Origin of the sequence: Noviherbaspirillum sp. (assembly GCF_035654295.1) — a bacterium.
Taxonomy (GTDB): Bacteria; Pseudomonadota; Gammaproteobacteria; order Burkholderiales; family Burkholderiaceae_D; genus Noviherbaspirillum.
Genome location: NZ_DASRXF010000047.1, coordinates 1 through 25,227 on the forward strand (window position 1 = coordinate 1; position 25,227 = coordinate 25,227).

Consider the following 25,227-nt stretch of genomic DNA (forward strand, 5'->3'; position numbering starts at 1 on the left):
ATAATTTCTTAGGCTGCGGGGAAGGAGTTGGCTCTGAATTTTTGCTCATTTTGAAATGTTACCAGTTGGAAGGCCTTCCAAGCTTGAAACCCGCGTGTCAGGCGCACTACGAGCAGACTATTGCGGGCTTGGACGGCAGCTTCCAGGAGACCTGACCGTCAACAATGGGTTGGTTTCTGCCATTTAACATTTCCGGGTGCCGAGCAGCTTTGTGCTCCAAAGCGGACTTCGTACAAAAAGTACTCGCCTTTTTCATTCAGCAGGCGGCAAACGGAATGTCAATCAAATTACTGCACACTTCCGAGTCAGATTGGAATGTCAATCTATTTCCTGCCGACTGCTTACATCGCCTGAGATAAAGATTTGTGTCAAACCTGGTCGTATTCCTGCGGTTAAGCAGGCAAAGACATCTGTGCGGTTTGACGACGCAAAATTGTCAATCTCGATTCCTGCCAACCACGCCCCAAGCTTAAGCTCCTTCAATACGTCCCGCTCGAACTCTCCGACAATGACTCGCATGGACCAGGCTTTGGAGGCTTCCCATGCGCTTCTTCTCATCAAGCACGCCCGTCACCGACGAGGCGCTGAACGCGGAATTCAACTTCTGGAAAGACCATTTCCTGCGCTCGGCCTGGCTGGCCGTCGGTTCGGGCGTCGGCATGGGCCTGATCCTTCTGTTCTGGCCCGCGGGCTCGGGCAACGATGAAGTGAGGTCTTTTGCGCGTCAGCTCTGGACAGCCTTCGTCGAATGCGGGTTCTGGCTGGGTTTTCTTGTTGGCCTTTTCTGGGCAGCAAGCCGGCGCATCGGTTGTGCATTGGCCGGAACCGTTCCGTGGGCATCCCCGGAGAGCGGCCGGATGCAAGGCATTGCGCGCATTTTCGGCCAGTCCGGTTGCGCGGCTGCGTTCATTTCCGGCCTGCTCTGGCTGGCGATCTATTTTGTGCACCAGCTCGCCCCCACGGACCACGCGCTGACGACGATGCTCATTCAGCTCGTCTATACCGGATGGACCTCGGCCGGTGTTTTCGTACTGCTCGCCATTGGCCTCGGAATTTTCGCACGTCAGGAATAGCCAGCGGATGCCTCGACGTCCTGTAGGAATTCTCTGATTATTTTAAGAAATTGCCATAAGTCATTGGAGATAAAGGGTTTTTCCAATGAATTCACATTTCCTGTGGATAAGTTTGTGAACAAGTGGCTTTTGCGTTTGCTCAATGTCGATTTTTCGCGCCTTCCAATAGATTGCCTAAGAAATAGGCAAAAAGAAAAGGTGTTTTAAATCAATACCTTAGAGAAAACACGCGTTCTGCGAGGCCGCCGTCCGATTGTGATTCACTTCGGCTACGCCCGGGCCGCTGTGTGTGCACAAGTTAGCCTGCAAAGCGGCGAAATCGACCGCTGATCAGCCCTTCTCTTCTTCTTTTGCTTGCTTTCCTGCCATCTTGAGGCTGGAAGCGTTCCGTATCGTATCGAAGCATGCGTCGACCAGGCGTTCCGCTTCCTCCGCGAGCGAAAAATACTCCGGCGCCAGCAGCCAGTTTTGCAGGATGCCTTCGATGCTTGCCTGCAGCAGCAGCGCGGCAAGCCGGATATCCGTATCGGGAGAAAGATGTTTCGTCTCGACTGCGCGAGACAAGGACTTGGTGATATGTTCCCGGCCGCTCATGGCGGCTTCGTGCTGCCTGATATAGATCGCGTCCGATGGATCGACGAACTCGGTCTTTTTCCAGAGGATTTCGATGATCTTCCGGAAGTGCGGATTGTGTTCGCACTCCTGGAGGAAGAAGACGGCAACCTTGCGCATATGGTCCAGGGGATCGCCCGTCGTCTCCTGGTTGACCGACTCGGCCAGCTGCTCCATCGGAAGGTGCACCCGGTCGCACATGGCGTTGAACAGATCGCTCTTGTTCTTGAAGTGCCAGTAGATCGCGCCGCGCGTCACGCCGGCGGCTTCCGCAACCGCATCCAGGCTGGTGCGAGCGAAACCGTCCCGGTAGAACACCTCCTCGGCGGCATCCAGCAAGTGGTTGCGGGTTTCGAGCGCCTCTTCCTTTGTCCTTCTGACCATTTTGCGTCCCTTTAAAAACTTCTCGACAAACATACATTCACGAACGTATGTATAATACACCCGCTGACACGAAAAGGCACCCTCTACAGCCCGCCCGGCGACAGAAAGCTGCCATTCGATAACTTTTTCCAAAGAATGCCATGACTGCACACCAAAAGAACATGTCCATCGCTGCCATCGTCCTTGCCGCCGCGGCCCTCGCCGGTTGCGGCGACCAGATCCGCAGCGCCCAAGCCCAGGCTCCCGGCGGCATGCCGCCGCCGGAAGTTGCGGTTGTCACCGTCGCCCCCGAGCGCATCGCGCTGACCAATGAGCTGCCCGGCCGCCTGGAAGCCACCCGCGTGGCGGAAGTGCGGGCGCGCGTCGCCGGCATCGTCACGAAACGGGTCTTCCGCGAAGGCGACGAGGTCAAGGCGAACGATGTGCTGTTCCGCATCGACCCCGCCCCTTTCCAGGCCGCGGCCAATAGCGCGCAGGCGGTGCTCGCCAAGGCCGAGGCCAACCTCGCCCAGACCACGCAGAAGGCGCAGCGCTACAAGCCGCTGGTCGAGACCAATGCCATCAGTAAACAAGAGTACGACGACGCGCTGACCGCGCAGAAGCAGGCTGCGGCCGACGTGGCATCGGCCAAGGCGGCGCTGGACACCGCGCGCCTCAATCTGGGTTATGCCACCGTCAACGCGCCGATCTCCGGCCGCATCGGCCGCGCGCTGGTCACCGAGGGCGCACTGGTCGGCCAGGGCGCGGCGACACCGCTGGCCACCATCCAGCAACTCGATTCTCTGTACGTCAACATCACCCAGCCCGCAGCCGAAGCCTTGAAGCTGCAGCGCGCGATGCGCGAGGGCAAATTGCAGAAAGCCGGCAAGGATGAGGCCAAGGTCAGCATCGTGACGGAGGACGGCACGGTGTATCCGCACGCCGGCAAGCTGCTGTTCTCGGACCAGACGGTCGATCCGGGTACCGGCGCCATCACTCTGCGCGCCGTAGTCCCGAACCCGGAGCGCTTCCTGTTGCCGGGCATGTACGTCCGCGCGCGCGTCGAGCAGGCGGTGCAGGAAAACGCGATCACGGTGCCGCAGCAAGCAGTGCAGCGTCAGGCCGATGCCGCCATCGTCATGGTGGTCGGGCCGGACAACAAGGTCGCCCCGCGCCCGGTGAAGGCCGAGACCGCGGTCGGCGACAAGTGGGTCGTCAGCGAGGGACTGAAGGCGGGCGAACGCATCGTCGTCGAGGGCTTCCAGAAAGCCGCGCCCGGCGCCGTCGTCAATGCCGTCCCGTGGAAGCAGGCGGCTACCCCTGCCACAACTCCCACCCATCAATAAGAGAGCAAGCGAATGGGAAAATTTTTCATCGAGCGCCCGGTCTTTGCCTGGGTGCTGGCCATTTTCATCCTGATTGCCGGCGCACTGTCCATCACCGGCCTGCCGGTGGCGCAGTATCCGACGATCGCGCCGCCGTCGGTAGTCGTCACGGCGATGTACCCGGGCGCGACCGCGCAGACGCTGGAAAACAGCGTGACCAGCCTGATCGAGCAAGAGCTGAACGGTGCGCCGGGCCTGCAGTACATGGAATCGCAAAGCCAGGGCAACGGTCAGGCGCAGATCACCGCGACCTTCGCGCCCGGCACCAACATCGACCTCGCCGCCGTGGAAGTGCAGAACCGCATGCGCCGCGTCGAGTCGCGCCTGCCGCAGTCGGTCATGCAGCAAGGCGTGCAAGTCACGAAATCGCGCAGCAACTTCCTGATGGTGGTCACGCTGTCGTCCAAGGACGGCAGCATGGACCCGGTCGCCCTTGGCGATTACCTGTCGCGCAATGTGCTCAATGAAATCAAGCGCGTGGACGGGGTCGGCGAAGCCATCCTGTTCGGTACCGAGCGCGCGATGCGCATCTGGATCGATCCGGACAAGATGGTCGGCTTCAAGCTGACGCCGGCCGACCTCGCCAACGCGATCCGCGCGCAGAACGCGCAGGTCGCATCCGGCACGCTGGGCGAACTCCCCGCCCCCGGCACCCAGCAGATCACTGCGCCCATCGTCGTCACCGGTCAGCTCTCGAACGCGGAACAGTTCGGCAATATCGTGCTGCGCGCCAATACCGACGGTTCCGTGATCCGCCTGCGCGACGTCGCCCGCGTGGAACTCGGCGGCCAGGCTTATGCCACCTCCGCGCGTATCGACGGCAAGCCCTCTTCCGCCATCGGCATCCAGCTCTCGCCGACCGCGAACGCGCTCGGCACCGCGAACCTGGTGCGCGCAAAGATGGAAGAACTGAAAAACTACTTCCCGGCCGGCGTGCAATACGACATCCCGTACGACACCTCGAAATTCGTCAAGATCTCGATCGAGGAAGTGGTCAAGACGCTGCTGGAAGCAGTGCTGCTGGTGTTCCTGGTGATGTACCTGTTCCTGCAGAACATCCGTTACACGCTGATCCCGACCATCGTGGTCCCGGTGGCCCTGATGGGCACCTTTGCCGCGATGTACGCCTTCGGTTTCTCGATCAACGTGCTGACCATGTTCGGCATGGTGCTGGCCATCGGCATCCTGGTCGACGACGCCATCGTGGTGGTCGAGAACGTCGAGCGCATCATGAGCGAGGAAGGGCTCTCCCCTGCCGCCGCCACGCGCAAGGCGATGGGCCAGATCACCGGTGCCATCGTCGGCATTACGCTGGTGCTGATCGCGGTGTTCATCCCGATGGCCTTCTTCGGCGGCGCGGTCGGCGCCATCTATCGCCAGTTCTCGCTGTCGATGGTGGCATCGATGGCCTTCTCCGCGCTCATGGCGCTGACGCTGACCCCGGCCCTGTGCGCCACGCTGCTCAAGCCGGTGGAAGCCGGGCATCATCACGAAAAGAAAGGCTTCTTCGGCTGGTTCAACCGCAAGTTCAACAGCACCACCAACGGCTATCAGCGCCTGGTGGCCGGCATGCTGGGCAAGACGACGCGCTACATGGTGGTGTACGGCGTGATCGTAGCCTGCGTCGGCCTGCTCTTCATGCGCCTGCCGGCCTCCTTCCTGCCGAACGAAGACCAGGGTTACATCCTGACCAACATTCAGCTGCCGCCCGGCGCAAGCGCCAACCGCACGCTGGACGTGGTGAAGGAGGTCGAAGGCTACTTCCTGAAGCAGCCGGGCGTGCAGCACACTGTCGCCGTGACCGGCTTCAGCTTCTCCGGCAGCGGCCAGAACGCGGGCATCGCCTTCGTGCCGCTGAAGGACTGGGACGAGCGCGACGCAGCCAGCACGGCGGACGCCATTTCCGGCAAGGCGATGGGTGTCCTGTTGCAGATCAAGGATGCGATCGTGTTTGCGCTCAACCCGCCTCCGATTCCCGAACTGGGCACCGCGACCGGCTTCAACTTCCGCCTGCAGGACCGCTCCGGCCGCGGCCATGACGCCCTGCTCGCCGCGCGCAATCAGTTGCTCGGCATGGCGGCCAAGAGCCCGGTGCTGGCCGGTGTGCGTCCGGAAGGACTGGAAGACGCGCCGCAGCTCCAGGTCGAGGTCGACCGCGACAAGGCTAGCGCGCTCGGCGTATCCTTTGCCGACGTCAACGCCACGCTCAGCGCCGCGCTCGGCTCGTCCTACCTGAACGATTTCCCGAACGAAGGCCGCCAGCAGCGCGTGATCATGCAGGCCGAGCCCGCGCAGCGCATGCAGCCGGAAGACCTGCGCCAGCTGTACGTGCGCAACGTTGCCGGGGAAATGGTGCCGATGGCCAGCTTCACCTCGGTGAAGTGGATCACCGGCCCGGTGCAGGTGGTGCGCTACAACGGCTATCCGGCGATGAAGATTGCCGGCCAGGCAGCGCCGGGCCACAGCAGCGGCGAAGCGATGCAAGAGATGGAACGCCTCGTTGGCCAGTTGCCGCCGGGCTTCGGCTTCGAGTGGACCGGCCAGTCGCGCGAGGAAAAGATTTCCGGCGCGCAGATGCCGATGCTCATGGCCCTGTCGCTGCTGGCAGTGTTCCTGGTGCTGGCCGCGCTGTATGAAAGCACCTCGATCCCGCTGTCGGTGATGCTGGTGGTGCCGCTCGGCGTGCTGGGCGCGCTGCTCGGCGTGACGCTGCGCGGCATGCCCAACGACGTGTATTTCAAGGTCGGCCTGATCACCATCATCGGCCTGTCGGCGAAGAACGCGATCCTGATCATCGAGTTCGCCAAGGACCTGCAGGCCGAAGGCAAGGATCTGCTGACCGCGACGCTCGAAGCGGCCAAGCTGCGCTTCCGTCCGATCATCATGACCTCGCTCGCCTTCATCCTCGGCGTGCTGCCGCTGGTGATCGCCTCCGGCGCCGGCTCTGCCAGCCAGCGTGCGATCGGTACGGGTGTCATGGGCGGCATGATCACCGCAACGGTGCTGGCGGTGTTCCTGGTGCCGGTATTTTTTGTCGTGGTGCGGCGCGTCTTCCGCGGCAGCGAGCGCCAGCGCAAGTTCTGGGCGTCTCATTCGCACCATCTGAGCGCCGAAGGAGAAAGTGTATGAAGACCCTGAAGTTCACGCTGCCGGTGCTGGCCGCCGCCGTGCTGTCGGCATGTTCGATGGCGCCGGTCTACCAGCGTCCGGACGCGCCCATCGCCACCGTCTATCCGGCCGAATCCGGTCCGGCGGCGGGGCAGATCGCCTATGTGACCGCCGACGCCGGCTGGCGCGAGTTTTTCCAGGACGCGCGCCTGCGCGCCCTGATCGAGACCGCCCTGGCGAACAACCGCGATCTGCGCACCGCAGCGCTGCGCATCGAGGAAGCTCGCGCGCAGTACAACGTGGTGGCCGCGGATACTCTGCCCAACGTTGCCGGCACAGCCTCTGGAACGCGCGGCCGTACCGCGGCGGCGACTTCGCCGACCGGCGCCTCCGTCGTCGGCAGCAACTACCAGGTCGGCCTGTCGCTTGCCGCGTTCGAACTCGACTTCTTTGGCCGGGTGCGCAGCCTCAACGAAGCCGCCCTGTCGCAATACCTTGCAACCGAGGAAGCGCAGCGCGCCGCGCATATCAGCCTGGTGGCGGAAGTGGCCAAGGCTTACCTGTCCGAGCGCGCGCTGGGTGAGCAGGAAGAGCTGGCGCGGCGCACGCTCGCCTCGCGCGAATCGGCACTCAAGCTCGCGCAGCAGCGTTTCGAGGTCGGTGCCTCATCGGCGCTGGACCTGAAGCAGAATGAAGTCCTCGCCCAGACCGCACGCGTCACGCTGGCCACCCTGAAACGGCAGCGCGGCCAGGCGCAGAACGCCCTGACCCTGCTCGCCGGCCGCCCGGTGAACGCGCTGCCGCAAGGCCTTCCCCTGTCCTCGCAAGGCATCGTCGCCGACCTGCCGGCCGGCCTGCCCTCCGATCTCCTCGGCCGGCGCCCGGACATCCGCGCAAGCGAACAGCGGCTCAAGGCGTCCAATGCCAACATCGGCGCCGCGCGGGCGGCTTTTTTCCCGCGCATCTCCCTGACGGCCGGCGTCGGCACCGCGAGTGGCGAACTGTCCGGGCTGTTCGATGGCGGCACCCGCACCTGGTCCTTCGTGCCGCAACTCGTGCTGCCCATCTTCGACGCCGGCCGCAACCGGGCCAACCTCTCGATTGCCGAGGTGCGCAAGAATATCGCGGTGGCCGATTACGAGAAGACCATCCAGGTCGCCTTCCGCGAGGTCGCCGACGCGCTCGTGGCGCGCGATGCGATCGACGAGCAAATCGACGCCCAGGCGCGCGTGCTGGATGCGCAGCGCGAACGCTTGAAACTGGCGGAACAGCGCTACCAGGGCGGGATCGCAAGCTCGCTCGACGTGCTCGATGCCCAGCGTGAACTGTTCTCCGCGGAACAGTCCCTGGTGCAGGCACAGCTGCTGCGCCTGACCAATGCGGTCGACCTGTACCGCTCCCTGGGCGGCGGGCTGAAGGAAACGGCCGGCTGAGGCGGCACAGGAACAAAGACGTGTGCAAGTTCTCTCATCATGGCGGTTCGCCTCCGATTGAACACCGGAGGAATGCATTGAAGAACAAGCGAGCGGCCGCCGGGGTCCTGACGGGCCTGCTGGCGGTCGCTTTCAATGCAACAGCGCAAGCGATTCCGTCGACCGTCGATGCGTGCAAGGCGCTCGACGTCGACATGGAGCGGCTCGCCTGTTACGACCGCATTTCCGGCCGGAACGCGCCGCCCGCACCCGACGTCATCGTCCAGCCGGACATGCCGGCTCCCGCAGCGCCGCCAGCCCGGTCTTCCTCCATGGCGGAACACTGGGAACTGGACCCGGCAAGCAAAAAAGGCACCTTCAATTTCCGCCCGCACCGGGAAAACTACATGGTGGCCACCTACAACCACCACCCGCACGAAGAGCCCTACCGGCCGTTTCGCCAGATCGACCCGAACGCCGACCTGGCCCACGGGGAACTGGCATTCCAGCTCGGGTTCAAGCTCAAGGTGGCGGAGAATCCCGGCAATTTGCCGGTCGACCTCTGGTTCGGCTACACCCAGCGCAGCTTCTGGCAGGCCGGCAACCGCGAGGCATCCAGCCCCTTCCGGGAATCCAACTATGAACCGGAACTGATGGCCGTCGTGCCGGCCAACCTCGATCTTCTCGGCCTGAAATTGCGTTTCGTGAATCTGGGCCTCGTGCACCAGTCGAACGGCGGCGGCTCCACCCTGTCGCGCAGCTGGAACCGGGCCTACCTGCAGGCGGGACTGGAACGCGGCGACTTCCAATTGCTGGCAAGGGTCTGGAAGCGCATCAATGAAGACCGGGAAGAGGACGACAATCCGCGCATTGCCGACTACATGGGGCACGGCGACCTGCTCGGCAGTTACCGCTGGCACGGGCATGAGTTCAGCTTGCTTACCCGCTACAACTTCAACACCGACAAGGGCGCCGCCCAGCTCGGCTGGGCTTTCCCCTTGACCAGCCGCTTGAAGGGTTATGTCCAGTACTTTTCCGGTTACGGCTACTCGCTCATCGACTACGATGCCTACCAGCGGGTGCTGGGCCTCGGCGTGCTGGTGACCTACTGAACTACTGAACGCAGGCGGGCGGCTTGCCTGCTATGCTATCGCCTCGCTGCAAATGGCAGAGATCGATGCACTTTCAAGTTTGCAACTATGGATGGAAATATGGCCGCTTTCTTGCCCCACGTCCAAACATCGGCACCGCACTGGTGTTAGATAGAAGCATTTTCCGCTCAAGCTCCCAGAACCCGTGCCCAAACCAACCATGACGACCGCCGCATCCGAAGCGCGATGATTAGGACCACTCCCCTCAATATCCTGCTTGTCGACGACGAACCCGCCAACCTCCTGGCCTTGGAGGCGGTGCTTCAGCCTCTCGGCGAAAACCTGGTCCGGGCCGAGTCCGGCGAGGAGGCCCTCAAGCATGTCCTGCGCATGGAGTTCGCCGTTGTCCTGCTCGATATCCGGATGCCGGGGCTGACGGGGTTCGAGACGGCCCGGCTCCTGCGCGACCACCCGCGCTCCGGCCAGCTGCCGATCATTTTCATCACCGCCGCCGAGGACAGCCGCTTTCCCGTCGAGGAAGCCTATGCGCTGGGCGCGGTGGATTACCTGACCAAGCCCTTCGTCCCCGCCGTCCTCCGCGCCAAGGTTGCGTTTTTCGTGGAGATGCATCGCAAGACGATGGAGCTTGCCCGCCTCGAGCGGCTGCGCCACGAGGCGGCGATGAGCGCCAAGGACGAGCGCATCCGCCTGATCCTCGACAATATCCGCGACTATGCCTTCATCGTGCTCGACGCCGACGGCCGGGTTTCGGAATGGAAGGGAGGCGCGGAATGCATCACCGGCTGGACGGAAGAGGAGGCGGCCGGGCAGCCCGTGGACATCCTGTTCACCGAAGAGGACCGCGCCGCCGCTTATCCGGAAACGGAAATGGCCGAGGCCAGGGAAGCCGGACGCGCCGAAGACCAGCGCTGGCATGTGCGCAAGGACGGCTCCCGCTTCTTCGCCGACGGCATCCTGCTGGCGCTCCACGACAGCCAGGGCATCCAGCACGGCTACGCGAAGATCTTCCGCGACGTCACCGCCCAGCGCCTGGCCGATGAAGCCTTGCGGGCGAGCGAAGCGCGTTACCGTACCCTGATCGAATCCATCGACGAGGGCTTTTGCATCGTCGAAATGCTGTACGACGAACACGGCAAGGCGGTCGATTACCGGTTCCTCGAAACGAATCCGGCATTCGAGAAACAGACCGGCCTGAAGAACGCCGCCGGCCGGACCATCCGCGAACTGGTGCCCGATCATGACGCCCACTGGTTCGAGGCTTACGGCCACGTCGCCCGGACAGGTGAACCGAAGCGCTTCATCGAAGAAGCCGTGGCAATGCGGCGCTGGTTCGATGTCTACGCATCGCCATCCGGCGAACCGGGAAGCGGAAAAGTCGCATTGCTCTTCACCGACATCACCGAGCGCAAGCGCGCCGACGAAGACATCCGGAGGCTGGCCGCGAACCTCTCCGAGGCCGACCAGCGCAAGAACGAGTTCCTCGCCACCCTGGCCCATGAACTGCGCAACCCGCTAGCGCCGCTGCAGGGCGGCATCGACCTGCTGCGGGAGACCGCCGACAGTCCGGCCACGGTGCACCGCGTGCGCGACCTGATGGAGCGGCAGCTCAAGCATCTTGTGCACCTGGTCGACGACCTGCTCGACATCGCCCGGATCACCGGCAACCAGCTCTCGCTCAGGAAAGAGAGCATCGACCTGAAGAGCCTGGTGGAAAGCGCGGTGGAAACCAGCCAGCCCCTGGTTGCCGCCAGCCGACATCAGCTGATGATCAAGATCCCTGACGAACCCATCCATCTGCAGGCGGACCCGACGCGGATCGCGCAAGTGCTCGGCAACCTGCTCAACAACGCCTGCAAATACACGCCGCCCGGCGGGCGGATCACCATTGCCACCCGACGCAACGGCAACGAAGCAGTCATCACCGTCTCCGACGACGGCATCGGCATTCCGCCCGAGTCGCTGCCAGCCGTGTTCGACATGTTTACCCGCGTCGGCCGCGGCGGGACCGGCGGACAGGGCGGCCTTGGCATCGGCCTCAGCCTGGTCCGGCGGCTGGTGGAACTGCATGGCGGATCGGTGACCGCGGACAGTCCGGGCTCAGGCGGCGGGACGACCTTCACAGTCCGCCTGCCGGCGCTATCGCTCGACGGCGTCCTCCCGCCCGCTCCCGCAACGGTAACCGAGAACGCAGACGGTCCGGCCGCAAAAGCGCTGCGCATCCTCATCGCAGACGACAATACGGACGCGGCGGCCAGCCTGTCTGCCCTGCTCGAAGTCAACGGACATTCCACCCGCCTGGCCGCGGATGGCCGCCAGGCGCTGCAAACGGCGCGCGACTTCCGGCCCGACGTCGTTTTCCTCGATATCGGTATGCCCGGAATGAACGGCTATGAAGTGGCGCGTGAATTGCGCAGGACAGACGGCATGGACAATGCCGTCCTCATTGCCTTGACCGGCTGGGGCTCGCAGGACGACCAGGCGCGCTCCAGGGCGGCGGGATTCGACCACCACCTGACCAAGCCGGCCAGGTTTGCCGAGATCGAGCGATTGCTGCATCGCCTTTCCTGAATTAAAGTCCTTCAAGCTCCATTCTTCCCATGAATATGGGATACCCAATCCCCCGACAAGGGTGAGAATGTATCCACAAAGCAATATTTTCAGGTGGCGGGGATATGAAGTTTGATCGACTGGTTCAAAAGTTCGCCGGCGACGATCCGAAAATGGCCCGGCTCGTCACGTACTGGAGCGTCACCGTCCTCCTCTACCTGCTGTGCATCGGGATCCTGTGGATCGAGGCCTTGTCCGGCGTGGCGGACACGACGCCCACCGCCCGCCTCACCGCCCTCGCCTTTTCCGGCCATTTCCTGTTCTACCACCTCATCCGCAGGAGCAAGCAGCTCAATCTCGCCCCGGCGGAACTGTCGGTCTACCAGGGCTGCTTTGCGATTGTCGTGACGGTGCTCGGCTATACCCTGGTCGGGCCGATGCGTGGCGCGACCCTGGTCGTGCTGCTGGTGATCCTCGTCTTTTGCGCCTTCACGCTGGAGGCAAGGACGACGCGGGCGATGAGCGTGTTCGCAGTCGTGCTGCTTGCGATCGTCATGCTTTACATGCGGATCTCGGCGCCGCAGCGTTTCGACGCCAAGATCGAGATCATGCACTTCGTCCTGATCGGTACGATGGTCGTCGTGGTCGGTGTGCTTACCGGCCGCATGAGCGACCTGCGCGCGACGCTCAAGCGCCAGAAGACCGAGCTGGCGGACGCGCTGGCCCGCATCCAGGACCTCGCCACGCGCGATGACCTCACCATGCTGCCCAACCGCCGGCACATGACAGGTCTGCTTGCCGAAGAAGAGCGCCGGCGCGAGGTAAGCCACCATCCCGCCTGCCTGGCGCTGATCGATATCGACTGGTTCAAGAAGATCAACGACACCTACGGCCACGAGGCAGGCGACCAGGCCTTGCGCACCTTCGCGCAGGAAGGACGCAAGGTCTTGCGCGGGCACGACGTGTTGGCGCGATGGGGCGGCGAGGAATTCCTTCTCCTGCTGCCCGGCACCACGCTGGCGGATGCGCAGTCGGTGCTGGAGCGTTTCCGGCGGCAGGTCGAGCAGCTGCGCTGCGCCCACGAGGAGCGCTCTTTCGGCGTGACCTTCTCGGCCGGCCTGGTCGAACTGGCGGAAAGCGAAGCCTGCAGCGATGGGATCAGGCGCGCCGATGCATTGCTGTACCAGGCCAAGTCAAGCGGGAGGAACCGGGTGATGGCCGCCGCCGAGGCCCGCGTCTCTTAAAGCGGGACAACACCGCAGGCAAGCCGTCCCCCGCCGCCGCCGAGCGGCGCGGGATGGTCGGCATGGTTGTCGCCGCCCGCATGCACCATCAGCGAGCGCCCCTTCAGGTCCGCCAGCTTCAGGCGCGGCGCCAGCACCGGATTGCCGGCATTGCCGTTCGTGTCAACGTAGAGCGCCGGCAGGTCGCCCAGATGCCCGTCGCCCCAGGGATGGCCGTGCTTCTTCGTCGCCGCCGGGTCGTAGTGGCCGCCCGCTGCCAGCGCCGCCACCATCTTTCCATCCTTCTCGCGCGCATCACAGCTCGCATTCTCATGCACATGGAAGCCGTGCAAGCCCTGCGGCAAGCCTGTCAGCGCCGGGCTGAACAGAAGGCCGTACCCGGTTTCGCTCACCACCACCTGCCCTACCGCCTTCCCGATGCCCTTGTCGTCGACAAGGTGCAGCGGCACCGTCACATTCGCCATCGCCGCCGCACTCATCGACATCGCCGCAAGCGCCATCACGACCAATCCAGGTTTCATACCTTCTCCTTCTCTCATCAGTAGTTTGAAAAACAATTTGCCCGTTGATCGGTGCCGGGCCGGCACTTTTCGGAAATGCGTACCTCAGGGATTCCTGCGCGCGTGCCAGAGGTAGCGCCAGGTCACGCCCGGGAAAGCCAGTACCGCAAAGAAGGCCAGGCTCACCGGCCACAACGACCACTCGGCCACGGGCAGGCTTCCGGCGAGCACGGTGCAGAATGCGATCCATACGCAATACAGCACGAGGAATTTCGCCAGCCGCAGCGCCGTTCCCTTCGGCGCGCCGGCCAGGAAAGGCAGGTTGGCCAGAACCAGCGCGGCGAGGACGGCGAGCACGACGGCAGCGGAGGTATCCATCACAGGCTCCCGTATGAATGCAGGCCCGACAGGAACATGTTCACGCCGAGGAAAGCGAACAGCGTGACGAAAAACCCGGCAAGCGCCCACCACGCCAGCACCGCGCCGCGCAGGTTCTTCACCAGCCGGCAGTGCAGCCATGCGGCATAGTTGAGCCAGACGATGAGCGCCCAGGTTTCCTTCGGGTCCCAGGACCAGTATCCGCCCCAGGCCTCGGCCGCCCACAGCGCGCCGAGGATGGTCGCGATCGTGAAGAACACAAAGCCGAGGGCGACGCACTTGTACATCAGCTCGTCGATCCATTCGCGGGAAGGCAGGCGCGACGCCATGCGTCCCTGCCCGGCGGCCAGCCATGCAATGCCGAGCATGGCGGCGATCGAGAAGGCGCCGTAGCCGACGAAGTTGGTCGGCACATGGATTTTCATCCAGTACGATTTCAGCGCCGGGATCAGTGGCTGGATGCCGTGGGCGCCGCGTGCCGCGCCATACCAGAACAGGAAGGCCACGGCCGCGCTCACCGCGGGCATCACGAAAGCGCCGAGCACGCGGTCCCCCAGCCGCCCTTCGAGATGCAGGTAAAGCAGCGTCGTGATGACCGTGAACAGCACGAAGACTTCATACAGGTTGGACACCGGGATATGGCCGACGTCCGCGCCCACCAGGTAAGACTCGTGCCAGCGCACGAACAGACCGGCCAGTCCGAACAGGCAGGCGGCCCACGCCGTGCGTGCGGCGTGGCGCAGCCATTGCCGGTCGCCCCGGGCGGCACCGGCGATGTACAGCAGCGTGGCGCTCCAGACGCAAAGCCCCATCCACATGATCGCCGTCTGGCTCGACAGCAGGTACTTCAGCAGCACCGAGGACTCCCCGCGTGCAAGATCGCCGTCGTACAGCGCCAGTGCAAAAATGCTCATTGCTGCTGTCCCGTAGCTCAGACCCTGGATCGGGCGCCAGCGCATGCCGGCGGCAGCGAGCGCCGCGCCGGAGAGGATGAGGATGCCCGCGTCCCAGGCATCCATCGCATTGAAGTAACGGAACAAGGCGAGGCAGGTGCCGGCGCCGACCGCGATGGCGAACAGCCAGTCGACCGGCCAGAAGCGCCTGCGCGTGGTGGGAATGGCAAGGGGATAGGCGGATGACATCATGAATTCAGCTCCTGGAATGAATCAGGTTGAGAAGTGCGGCGCGGTGCTCGATGAACTCGGCCTGCAGGCCCGGCAGCGGACGGTTGGCCGCCAGCCCGACGAAGACCTTGCCGACCGACGGCAGCACCCAGATCCACAAGCGGCGCTCGCGTACGAAATACATCGCGCAGGTGCCGAGCGCCAGCATGGCCATGCCGAGGTAGACGATGGCCGCACCCGGCGCCCGCGTCACCTGCAGGGCGGAGGAATGGACCTGCTTGTATCCGGTGAGATCGAGGTACAGGCCGATGCCGGATTCGGCCGCATCGCTATAGGCGATCAAGCTGTCGCGCACAAAGCGCGAAGATGCGTCGCCGGCGGATTCGTCATGCAGGATGGCGGCGGCGCGCTGCAGCAGGTCCACATACAGCGGCGCCGCCTTGTCCTGTTCCGCGCCCGGCACGCCGGCCTCGACCATCTCGGCCACGGCGCGGAATCCCTTTTCGGCAAACGAATCGAGCAGGAGCACGGTACTGCGCTCGATCGCCCCAGCCAGCTCGCGGTTCTGCACCCGCGCGGCGACCGTCCTGGCGGCATGCTCGCGCGCCTCCGGACGTTGCATCGCCGCCGAAAAACGGCGGTAGGCTGCCAGCTTGCCGTCGCCGTCCGCCGGAAGGCGCACATAGCGCATGGACGACTGCTGCGCATCGCGCTTGCCGATGACGAAGTAGCGCGCGCCCTGCACGTCCAGCGGCCGCATGAAGACTTCCCATTCGCTGGCCTGACCGAGCGCGTCGCGCAGGCGGAAGGAGAGCGACGCGCCGACATCGTGCATGTCGCCCTGGGCCGCCGGTACAAACCACGTTCCGCCTTTGTCCTGCTCGCCGGAAAAGACATTGACCGCACGGAAATCCGTGAATTCGATGCGATAAGCCTCTCCGCCCAGCAGTACCGGCGCGTCGCCGCCAACCCGCCCGGCTATTGCCGCGGGCGCAGCCTCGCCGTCGAGCGGCACGAGTTCGAGCGCAAGCGAGGTGCCGCCGTCGCCGAATCCCGACTGGTAAAAGGTGATGCCCTTGTAGGTGAACGGGTGGTTGACCTGCAGCCTCGCCTCACGGCGGGTGTCGCCATCGATGATTTCGATGTCGCTCACGAAGTCCTTGGCCTGGCCGTTGCTGTAATGCTCGACTTGGAAGCGCTTGAGGCGTACCGAGAACGGCAGTTCCTGCAACAGATAACCGTCCTTCATGGGGAGAAAAGCGGCGTTTCCGGTGCCGCCCTCGTTCAGGTTGAGCACCGCACGAAAGGAACCGCCCTCGTCCAACCGGCTTTGCGGCGGCACCTCCGCCGGCGGAAGGTCGCGGGTCTCCGGCACGATTTCGCCGCGCATCATTCCCAGCCGCAGACCGATGTTGCCGTCGATCAGACCGCCGACGCAGATCAGGACAATGGCGGCATGGACAAGCAGATAGCCCATGCGGCGCATGCCGCCGGCCCGCGCCGCGAGCACGTAACCGCCGTTCTGCAGTTCCCTCGTGACAAAGCGGAAATTCCGCGTGCGCAGATAGGCCCCGGCGCGGGCGCGCAATGTGGAATCCGGACGGACAGCATCCAGCTCAGCCGAGCAGGGAAGCTGCATCAGGCTTTGCAGGCTCTTCTGCTCACGGAAGCTGCGCATCTCGCGCAGCATCGAAGGCGTGTGCTGCGCCAGGCACAGCGCGGTCGACACCGCCATGAATCCCAGCAGCCCGAGGAACCAGCTTGCGTGGTAGACGTCGGTAAGCCCGGTCATCGCAAACAGCGTGGCCCAGAACTCGCCATAGCGTCCCACATACACTGCCGTGGGCTGCCCCTGCTCCAGCACGGAGCCGATGGCCGAGGCGATGGCCACGACCGTCAGGATGGCGATCGCGAAGCGCATGGAGCGCAAGAGTTGGATGAAGGCTTTCATGTTCGCGCGGGTACGGGTTGTTGGACGGGCCGGCGCGCGTGCAGCAGGCGATACGCGGCCGGAATCACGATCAGCGAAAACAGCGGCGCGGTCACCATGCCGCCGATCAGGGGCGCGGCGATACGCTGCATGACATCGGCGCCCGCCTCGTCGGACAACATGACGGGAATCAGGCCGCCGAGGATCACGGCGACGGTCATCGCCTTCGGACGCAGCCGCAGCAAGGCGCCGGCAACGATCGACTCCCGCAGGTCCGCGCCCGACTCCAGCGCCTGGTCGAGATAGAGCAGCATCACGATGCCGAACTCTGCGGCAACGCCGGCCAGTGCGATCAGGCCGACGGCCACGGCGACCGATAACTGATAGCCGAGGAGATACACCAGCCACAATCCGCCGATCAGCGAAAACGGCAGGCACAGCAGCACCAGCCCGACCTTGGCGGCATTGCGAAGGTGGATATACAGCAGCAGCGCCACCAGCGCCAGCGTGAGCGCCGCGGCGGACCAGAGGCGCGCCTTGCCATGCTCGAATTGCAGGTACTGCCCCTGCCATGCAAGCGAGTAGCCCGGATCGAGCCTCAGTTCCCTGTCGAGCACGTCCCTCGCCGTCTCCAGGTAGCCGCCGGCATCCGGCGTCGACAGGTCGACATACACATAGGCCACCGGCCGCGCGTTCTCGCTCTTGATTTCCGCCACGCCGTCGGCAACCTGGACCTGCGCCACGCTGCCGAGCATGACCAGGCTGCCGTCGGGCGCCTTCAGGCGGATTTCGGCCAGCGCCGAGGGCGATCCGCGCGCGGCGCGCGGATAGCGCAGCGTGATCGGGAAGCGGTCGCGGCCGTCGATCACGGTGCCTGCGTTTTCCCCGCCCACCGCGCTTTGCACCGCGCGCTGGATCTCGGCCACGCTCAGCCCGCGCCGCGCGGCCTGTTCGCGGTTGATATGAATATCGATATAGCGCCCCGCCCCGACTCGTTCGGCAAAGACCGAGCGCGTGCCGGGCACGTCGCGCAGCAACTGCTCGGCCTCGATCGCCAGTTCCTGCAGACGGCGCGGATCGGGCCCGCTGATCTTGACGCCCAGCGGCGTGCGGATGCCGGTGGCCAGCATGTCGATACGCGTCTTGATCGGGTGGCCCCAGGAATTGGTGAGTCCCGCCAGGCGTACCGTTTCATCGAGCCGCCGTATCAGGTCTTGCGTGGTGCCGCCGTTCGGCCATGCGCTGCGCGGCTTGAGCATGATGGTGGTTTCCAGCATGGACAGCGGCGCCGGGTCGGTTGCCGTGTCGGCGCGGCCGGCCTTGCCGAATACGCGGGCGACTTCCGGCATGGCGGCGATCAGGCGGTCGGTGCGTTGCAGGATGTCCGCCGCCTCGTCCACGGAAACACCGGGCAAGGTGGTCGGCATGTAGAGCAGGTCGCCCTCGTCCAGCGGGGGCATGAATTCGCTGCCCAGGCGCGACAGCGGAATGGCGACGGTTGCCAGCAGCAGCACGGCGATGGCGGCGGTGTGTACCGGGTAGCGCAGCGCGGCGTCCAGTACCGGACGATACAAGCGCGCCAGCAGCCGGTTGAGCGGATTGTCCGCCTCCGCCCTCACCCGGCCGCGGATCGCGTAGCCCATCAATGCCGGCGTGAGGGTCACCGCAAGAATCGCCGCTGCCGCCATCGCGTAGGTTTTGGTGTAGGCCAGGGGCGCAAATAGCTTCGCCTCCTGTCCTTCCAGCATGAACACCGGCATGAAGGAGAGCGTGATCACGAGCAGCGAAAAGAACAGCGCCGGCCCGACCTCGATCGCGCTACGGCGCACCAGCGGCCAGAGGTCGGCGGAGAGGCCGCCCTGCGCCTGACGGCGTTCAATCTGCCGGTGCAGGTTCTCGATCATGACGATGGAAGCATCGACCATCGCCCCCACCGCAATCGCGATGCCGCCGAGCGACATGATGTTTGCCGTCACGCCTTGCAGGCGCATGATCCACAGCGCGACGAGGATGCCGACAGGCAGGGTGACGATCGCCACCAGCGACGAGCGCAGGTGGAAAAGAAACGCGCCGCATATCACCGCCACGGCCAGCGATTCTTCGATCAGCTTGGTGCGCAGCGTGCCCACCGCCCGTTCGATCAGGCCGGAGCGGTCGTAGGTGGTGACGATCTCGACGCCTTCCGGGAGGGATTTCTGCAGCTCGGCCAGGCGCTTCCTGACGCCCTCGATGGTCGCCAGCGCATTCTCGCCATGGCGCATGATGACGATGCCGCCGGTCACCTCGCCCTTGCCGTCCAGCTCGGCCACGCCGCGTCGTGGCTGCGGGCCGGTGGAGACATGGGCAAGCTGGCGCAGGCGCACGGTATTGCCCTCGCCGTCGGTCATCACGGGAATGTCGGCGAAATCGGACGGGGAACGCAGATAGGCTTCGGAGCGCACCAGGTATTCCGCGCGTGCCATCTCGAAGGCGCCACCGCCCGCGGCCTGGTTAGCGTTGCGCACGGCCTCGGCCACCTGGTCCATGCCGATCTTGAACGCCGCCAGTTTCGACGGGTCGACTTCCACCTGGAACTGCCGCGCCATGCCGCCCAGGCTTGCCACCTCGGCCACGCCCGGCACGCCCTGCAGTTCGAGGCGCAGGTAGGTATCCTGCAGCGAACGCAGGCGGTCGGGCGGCGTGCGGCCGCTGCGGTCGACCAGCGCATATTCATAGACCCAGCCGACCCCGGATGCCGCCGGCCCCAGCGTAGGCGTCGCGCCCGCCGGCAGGCGCCCGGCTAGCTGGCTCAGGACTTCCATCACGCGCGAGCGCGCCCAGTAGAGGTCGGTACCGTCGTGGAAAATGACGTAGAGATAGGATTCGCCGAACATCGAGAAGCCGCGCACCGCGCGCGAGCCCGGCACGCCGAGCAGCGCGGCGGCCAGCGGATAGGTCACCTGGTCCTCGATGAATTGCGGCGGCTGCCCCGCCAGCTCGGTCTTGACGATCACCTGGACATCGGACAGGTCGGGCAAGGCGTCCAGCGGCAGCTTGCGCAGGGAATCGATGCCGGCCAGTACCAGCACGAAGCAGATGGCAAGCACCAGCCCCCGGTTGCGGATCGACCAGTCGATGAGGCGTTCGATCATGACGAATGGCCTCCGCCGTGCGTCTTGCCGTGATGCCGGTGCGCCGCATGCTCATCGAGCCGCGGCCTTGCCGCGTTCGCCGCCATCCGCCCCTGCATCGCCTGCATGGAAGCGGCAGCGTCGAGCAGGAACTGGCCGTTGACGGCGACTTGCGTGCCGCGGCCGATCCCGTTCAGGATTTCGACCGCATCCTCGTTCTCGGCGCCGGTGGCTACCTTCACGCTGCGGAAATGGCCGTTCCCTTCGCTGACCACCACGAAATCGCCGCGGCCGGTGCGGATCACGGCATCGCGCGGCACGGTGAGCGCGCGGCGCGCACCCGTCCGGATGCTTGCCTCGGCCAGCGTGCCGGGCGGGAAGTCGCCCCTGGTGTTGGACAGCGCAAGCCGCAGTTTCGCGGTACGCGTGGCAGGATCGACCTGGAGCGCGGACAGGTCCACGCGGGCCTGCGCCGTGCGCGACTTGTCGAGCGGCGAAGTGAGGACGATGACATCGCCGTTCCTGATCCACGCAAGCTGGTCGGGGAACACAGTCACTTCCGCCCAGGCGCTGCCAGTGTCGGCATAGGCGAGGATCTGCTGCATCGGATTCACGTAACTGCCTTCGCGCGCGCTCACCGACGTGACGACGCCGTTGTGCGCGGCGCGCACCGGGACCACGTCGATGACTCTGCGGTCCTTTTCCAGTGCCGCGACCGATTCCGGCGTCATGTCCGCGGCCAGCAGGCGGTCGCGCGCGCGGAAACGTTCCTTGGCCAGGCTGCCGAGCATGGCGCTGTTGCCCGCGCCCATGCCGTTGCTGTTTTCCAGCAGCGACTCGCGCCGCGCCAGCAAGTCGAGATACTCGCGCTGGCGCTGCTGCAATTCGGGAGAATAGATTTCATACAGCAACTGCCCCTTGCGCACCGCCTGCCCCGGTCCGCGCACGTGCATGCGTCGTATCCAGCCTTCGACCCTGGGATTGACGGAAACGGCCCGGCTCTCATCGGCCGAAATCGCCGCAAAGCCGGCGACGGCGCGATGCATGTCGCTTTCGGTTGCCGCAGCAACGCGCACGCCCATGCGCTCCTGCGTCTGCTGGTCCACATGCACAAGCTGCGTGTTTCCCGATGCGCCGCTGTCGGCGATCTTGACCAGGTGCATGCCGCAGATCGGGCAGCTGCCGGGGCCGTCCTTCACCACATCCGGGTGCATCGGGCAGGTGTATTTGTCGGCTTTGCCGGCCGCCCCGCGCGCCGCCACCGTGTCGTGCGCCGCCAGGTGCATATTGCCGGCCGTGAGGACGCGCATGGCGCCGTACGCGCCCGCCACGGAAAGCGCCGCCGCGCACGCGCCGAGCATTGTTCGTCTGTCGATTCCCATGTCCGGGTTCCTGTATTGATGTTTGTCTGGAAGGCGGAGGACGCCCTTACCGCACGTCCTCCGCCAGGGGCTCAGCGCACCAGGATGTTGTCGCCCTTGCCCATCTTCGGGTCGGCATCCTTGCTGAACTGCAGGATCGCGATTGCGCCGGTCAGTGCCTGGCGCAGCGAGTGCGAGACGAGCGCGTTGGCGCCTTCCACCGGAGAGATCAGGTCGAAGGACGCGGCGTCGCCGGGCGCCACGGTGTAGGTCTGCAGGCCGTGCAGCACGTTCTTCGGGTTGCCGCTCGGGTAGACGCGGTCCCAGATGCCGGCGATCGGGTGGAAGGCGGAGAACTCGTTCACACCCGCGTTGACGAAGTGGATGCGCACACGCTCGCCGGGCTTGGCCTGCAACATGCGCGTGGCGGCCGGGTCATGCACCGGGTCGTACTTGAAGACGCTGCCGTTGAACATGACGTTGCTCCACTTGTTGGCCATCATGTCGGCCTGGCTGTCCGGATTCGGATACAGCTCGGACTGGATCAGCACGTATTCACGGTCGGCCTTGGGCAGCGCCTTGTCATCCTTCGGATCGACGATGATCGCGCCGAACATGCCGCGCGCGATGTGCTGGATCATCGGGTCGGAGCCGCAATGGTAGTAGAAGACGCCCGGATAATCGGCGGTGAAGCGGTAGGTGCCCTGCTCGCCCGGCTTGATCGACTCGAAGTCCTTCACCACGTCCACGCGCGCCGCGTGGAAGTCCACCGAGTGCGAGTTCTTGCTGCTCTTGTCGTTGATCAGCGTGAACTCGACGACGTCGCCTTCCGTCACGCGGATCACGGTGCCCGGCACCTGGCCGTCGAAGGTCCAGGTGCGGTACATCGTCCCCTTGTTGTCGATCGGCAGGTCGATTTCCTTGGCGGTCAGCGTCACCTTGACGGTTTTCGCCTGGGCGCCGGCGCTGGCGAGCATGGCCAGCGCGACCGTGGCCGCGGCCACGAGTGATGTTCTTTTCATTTTGCTTCCCTTGTTGATGTTGAAAACTTATTTGCTCGTCGTCTTGCTGACGAAGCGCAGGTAACTCACCATTTCCTTGATCTGATCGTCGTTAAGCACTCCCTCCCATTTCGGCATAAGCACCGACTTGCTCACGGCCAGGCCGCCGCCCTTGATCGACTTGAACAGCGTCTCGTCGGGCGTATCGGCCATCGCCTTGGTGTCGGTGTGGTCGCGCGGTTTCACCGCCATGTCCCTGCTGTTGATCCCGTTGCCGTCGCGGTTCACGCCATGGCACTGGACGCAGTAGGTGTTGTAGAGCTTGATCGAGTTGGCATGCGGCTCCTGCGCCGCGGCGCCTGCGGCGGCCGACAGCAGCGCGAAGCCGAGGGCTGCTCGCTTGAATCCAGTACGAATCATTTCTTCTCCGCTGACTTGAGGGTTGAGATATAGCCGGCGAGCTTCTGGACATCCGCGTCGTTCAGCTCAAGCCTGGGCATCCAGACATGCGGATCGAACTTGTGCGGGTCTTTCACGTACGCCACCACGTAATCGGGCTGCAGGCGATCGCCGGCCGTGTACAACTCCGGGCCGGAGATGCCGCCGGCATTCGGCTTCGACGAGTGGCAGGAGGTGCAGCCGCGCAGCTTGGAGAACAGCATCGATGCGAAGGAGGCGTTCACCGGTTCGTTCTTGAACGCGCCCTTTTCCACCAGACCCTCGGGTTTCAGCGCCATCAGGGCGTCGGCGACGGCCGTCGCATCGGCTGCGGACAGCTTCGGATGCGGCGCCAGTTGCGCGGCATCGATGATGTCCGGACCCTTGCCGTCCGCCCCCTTGGCCGACTTCGGCGGCAGCACGCCGCCAGCGCGGATCACGGTGGGGTTCTGCAGCCAGCCCACCATCCAGTCACGGTTGAACTTCAGGCCGGCGTAATGCAGGTCCGGGCCCTTCCTTTCCCACAGGCGGTCGACCGAAGCCTTTTCCGGCTTGGTCACGGCGTGGCAGGCGACACACTGCTGCTTGATCAGGTCTTGCCCGCCGGCGGCCCATCCATTCAGGGCGGCCGCGGCGAGCGCGATGGCGCTTAATGCATGCTTGGCTTTCATTGATTGCTCCGGTTATTGGATCAGCTGGCCCTTGAAGACGTCGTCGGTGTAGATGCCGGGACCTTTCTTCAGCGACTCTTCGTAGTAGAAGTTCGGCTGGAACTTCTTGTTCTTCCACGGATACCAGGCATCGTCATGCTTGATCTCGGTGTACTCGACCACGGTCATGATCCCGCCGTGCGGACGGTCGCCGTTCATGGTGTGGGTATCGACGTGGTCGTGGATCATCCAGCGGCCCGGGTTGTCGGCCGTGAAGATGATGTCGTAGCGCTCGCCCGGGCCGACGAGGACGGTGTCGGCATGGATCGGATTGGTCAGCGGGAAGCCGTCCTTGAACGCGATCTGGAATACGTGACCGTGCAGGTGGATGCTGTGCACCAGGTCGCCGGCGCCGATCAGGCGCAGCCGGACGACGTCGCCCTTGGAGACGCGCAGCGGCTGGGTGTCCGGGAAGGAGCGGCCGTTGATGGTGAAGTAGTCGAACTTGTCGCCCGGCAGTCCGCCGAAGCCCGGCTTGTTCGCATACTTGGAATCCCAGTCGGACAACATGAGGATGAAGTCCTTGGTGACCTTTTTCTCCAGCGCGGTCGGCTTTTTCGGGCGCACGATGAACGGCCCCCACATGCCGCGCAGCGCCACGTGCTCGTTCACATTGACGTGGCAGTGGTACCACATCGTGCCCGACGGTTCTGCGATGAACTTGTAGGTATAGCTTTCGCCGGGCTTGATGCCTTCCTGCGTCACGTCCGGCACGCCATCCTGCCGCCACGTGCCCCGCTGCAGCATGCCGTGCCAATGGATGGTGTGCGGCAGCGCCGTCAGGTTGTTGACGTTGACCGTGATCTCGTCGCCTTCGTCGACATAGAACAGCGGCCCCGGCACCTGTCCGGCGAAGGCGAAGGTGTGGTACTGCTGCTTTTCCACCAGCGTGATGCGCGTGTCTTCGATATTCATTTCGAAGTCGCGCTTGGCCGCATGCGCGGTGAGCGATGAGAACAGGCTGGCGAACATCAGCCACAACAGGAACGCAGCCCTCGTCAGGGGCCGAAGATGGATACGCATAGACACTCCCTTTTAAACAAATATTTTTAATACTTGTTTTAAGTTAAAAAAAATGCCGCGAGGCAGGTTTGGCGCTTCTTCGAGCGCCTGAGCTTATTGATCTAAATCAAGTAAACTATATACTTCTTTAAAACATGGTGCAACAAAGAAATGGAGAAAATGGCCAGTAACCGGCCGTGGGATAGGGGTATTTGATTTTCGTCCATTCTCCGATGAACGACACTGGATTCCCGCGTGCGCGGGAATGACGGGGGGAGAGAAAGCGGGAAATCAACCTCCAGCGCCCGCGTGCGGGCCGCACAAGTAGCGCCCTTCGCCACTCCCCACGTCATTCCGGCGAAGGCCGGAATCCAGTGGCGTTTGGCGCGCCCGTCCTGTCTCCGATGAACGACGCTGGATTCCCGCTTTCGCGGGAATGACGGGGTGAGAGGAAGCGGGGAATCAGTGGACGGCGCCCGCATGCGGGACGAGGAGGTAGTGTCCTTCGCCCCTCCTCACGTCATTCCAGCGAAGGCCGGAATCCAGTGGCGTTACGATGTACCTGTCCTACTAAACCGCGTCGGCCTTCGCCTTCGCCTTGACCGAGGGATAGATGCGCACCGGGGAAGGCATGAGCTTTTTCTTCCCCGGCTTTTCCGGCACCAGCAGTTCGTCGAGCGTGACGGCATCGAGCACGTTCAGGAACGAGCGCGTCGCGGTGACCAGCACGCCCTGCAGCTTGCACGAAGGCGACAGCACGCAGCGGTTGTTTTCCCGGTCGAAGCACTCGGCCATGTGGAAATCGGTTTCCGTCCAG

18 protein-coding genes and 1 pseudogene are annotated in these 25,227 nt (G+C 64.3%); 7 read left to right on the forward strand and 12 right to left on the reverse strand.

From position 1 onward, the window contains the following. Positions 1-542: 542 nt before the first annotated feature. Positions 543-1,073, forward strand: coding sequence for a hypothetical protein (locus VFF99_RS05465; RefSeq protein ID WP_325015741.1), 531 nt, complete (start codon positions 543-545; stop codon positions 1,071-1,073). A 330-nt stretch (positions 1,074-1,403) separates the two neighbouring features. Here VFF99_RS05465 and VFF99_RS05470 read toward each other — a convergent pair whose 3' ends face one another. Further along, the gene (locus tag VFF99_RS05470) at positions 1,404-2,069 is read right to left on the reverse strand and encodes a TetR family transcriptional regulator (protein WP_325015743.1); all 666 of its coding nucleotides are present in this window, start codon (positions 2,067-2,069) and stop codon (positions 1,404-1,406) included. Positions 2,070-2,209: 140 nt separating this feature from the next. Between VFF99_RS05470 and VFF99_RS05475 the strand changes: the two genes are divergently transcribed. From VFF99_RS05475 to VFF99_RS05500, 6 genes are all read left to right on the forward strand, one after another. Beyond that, on the forward strand, positions 2,210-3,394 hold the full coding sequence (locus VFF99_RS05475) for an efflux RND transporter periplasmic adaptor subunit (protein ID WP_325015745.1): 1,185 nt from the start codon (positions 2,210-2,212) through the stop codon (positions 3,392-3,394). A 12-nt stretch (positions 3,395-3,406) separates the two neighbouring features. Beyond that, positions 3,407-6,562 carry an efflux RND transporter permease subunit gene (locus VFF99_RS05480; protein ID WP_325015747.1) on the forward strand — a complete coding sequence of 1,052 codons (3,156 nt, stop codon included), beginning with the start codon at positions 3,407-3,409 and terminating at the stop codon, positions 6,560-6,562. After that, positions 6,559-7,974, forward strand: coding sequence for an efflux transporter outer membrane subunit (locus tag VFF99_RS05485; protein WP_325015749.1), 1,416 nt, complete (start codon positions 6,559-6,561; stop codon positions 7,972-7,974). Before VFF99_RS05480 ends, VFF99_RS05485 begins: the two co-directional genes overlap by 4 nt. A 77-nt stretch (positions 7,975-8,051) precedes the next feature. Then, positions 8,052-9,065 (forward strand): phospholipase A, encoded by a 1,014-nt coding sequence (locus VFF99_RS05490; RefSeq protein ID WP_325015751.1) that lies wholly within the window; start codon positions 8,052-8,054, stop codon positions 9,063-9,065. A 225-nt stretch (positions 9,066-9,290) separates the two neighbouring features. Continuing rightward, positions 9,291-11,633, forward strand: a complete 2,343-nt coding sequence (locus VFF99_RS05495; RefSeq protein WP_325015753.1) for a response regulator — start codon at positions 9,291-9,293, stop codon at positions 11,631-11,633. Positions 11,634-11,737: 104 nt separating this feature from the next. Continuing rightward, positions 11,738-12,856 carry a GGDEF domain-containing protein gene (locus VFF99_RS05500; RefSeq protein WP_325015755.1) on the forward strand — a complete coding sequence of 373 codons (1,119 nt, stop codon included), beginning with the start codon at positions 11,738-11,740 and terminating at the stop codon, positions 12,854-12,856. Here VFF99_RS05500 and sodC read toward each other — a convergent pair. The 11 genes and pseudogenes from sodC to VFF99_RS05555 form a co-directional block, all read right to left on the reverse strand. Beyond that, entirely contained in the window at positions 12,853-13,377 is a 525-nt protein-coding gene (gene sodC, locus VFF99_RS05505) for a superoxide dismutase [Cu-Zn] SodC (protein WP_325015757.1), read from the reverse strand. The two genes, VFF99_RS05500 and sodC, sit on opposite strands and share 4 nt — an antisense overlap. Before the next feature lie 84 nt (positions 13,378-13,461). Further along, positions 13,462-13,734 (reverse strand): DUF2818 family protein, encoded by a 273-nt coding sequence (locus VFF99_RS05510; RefSeq protein ID WP_325015758.1) that lies wholly within the window; start codon positions 13,732-13,734, stop codon positions 13,462-13,464. Beyond that, complete coding sequence (ccsB, locus tag VFF99_RS05515; protein ID WP_325015760.1) at positions 13,734-14,879, reverse strand: c-type cytochrome biogenesis protein CcsB; 1,146 nt, start codon at positions 14,877-14,879, stop codon at positions 13,734-13,736. Before ccsB ends, VFF99_RS05510 begins: the two co-directional genes overlap by 1 nt. 4 nt (positions 14,880-14,883) lie before the next feature. Next, positions 14,884-16,809: a cytochrome c biogenesis protein ResB gene (locus VFF99_RS05520; protein ID WP_325015762.1), complete on the reverse strand. Its 1,926-nt coding sequence runs from the start codon at positions 16,807-16,809 to the stop codon at positions 14,884-14,886. Then, entirely contained in the window at positions 16,806-19,919 is a 3,114-nt protein-coding gene (locus VFF99_RS05525; protein WP_325015763.1) for a CusA/CzcA family heavy metal efflux RND transporter, read from the reverse strand. Before VFF99_RS05525 ends, VFF99_RS05520 begins: the two co-directional genes overlap by 4 nt. Further along, entirely contained in the window at positions 19,916-21,280 is a 1,365-nt protein-coding gene (locus VFF99_RS05530) for an efflux RND transporter periplasmic adaptor subunit (protein WP_325015765.1), read from the reverse strand. The genes VFF99_RS05525 and VFF99_RS05530 overlap by 4 nt, the downstream gene beginning before the upstream one ends. Before the next feature lie 71 nt (positions 21,281-21,351). Further along, positions 21,352-22,281, reverse strand: coding sequence for a multicopper oxidase domain-containing protein (locus VFF99_RS05535; RefSeq protein WP_325015767.1), 930 nt, complete (start codon positions 22,279-22,281; stop codon positions 21,352-21,354). A gap of 27 nt (positions 22,282-22,308) precedes the next feature. After that, the gene (locus VFF99_RS05540) at positions 22,309-22,680 is read right to left on the reverse strand and encodes a cytochrome c (RefSeq protein WP_325015769.1); all 372 of its coding nucleotides are present in this window, start codon (positions 22,678-22,680) and stop codon (positions 22,309-22,311) included. Further along, positions 22,677-23,369 (reverse strand): c-type cytochrome, encoded by a 693-nt coding sequence (locus tag VFF99_RS05545; RefSeq protein WP_325015771.1) that lies wholly within the window; start codon positions 23,367-23,369, stop codon positions 22,677-22,679. Before VFF99_RS05545 ends, VFF99_RS05540 begins: the two co-directional genes overlap by 4 nt. 12 nt (positions 23,370-23,381) lie before the next feature. Continuing rightward, on the reverse strand, positions 23,382-24,431 hold the full coding sequence (locus VFF99_RS05550; RefSeq protein WP_325015773.1) for a multicopper oxidase domain-containing protein: 1,050 nt from the start codon (positions 24,429-24,431) through the stop codon (positions 23,382-23,384). A 549-nt stretch (positions 24,432-24,980) separates the two neighbouring features. Further along, positions 24,981-25,227, reverse strand: a pseudogene (locus VFF99_RS05555) (BadM/Rrf2 family transcriptional regulator); the annotation flags it as partial.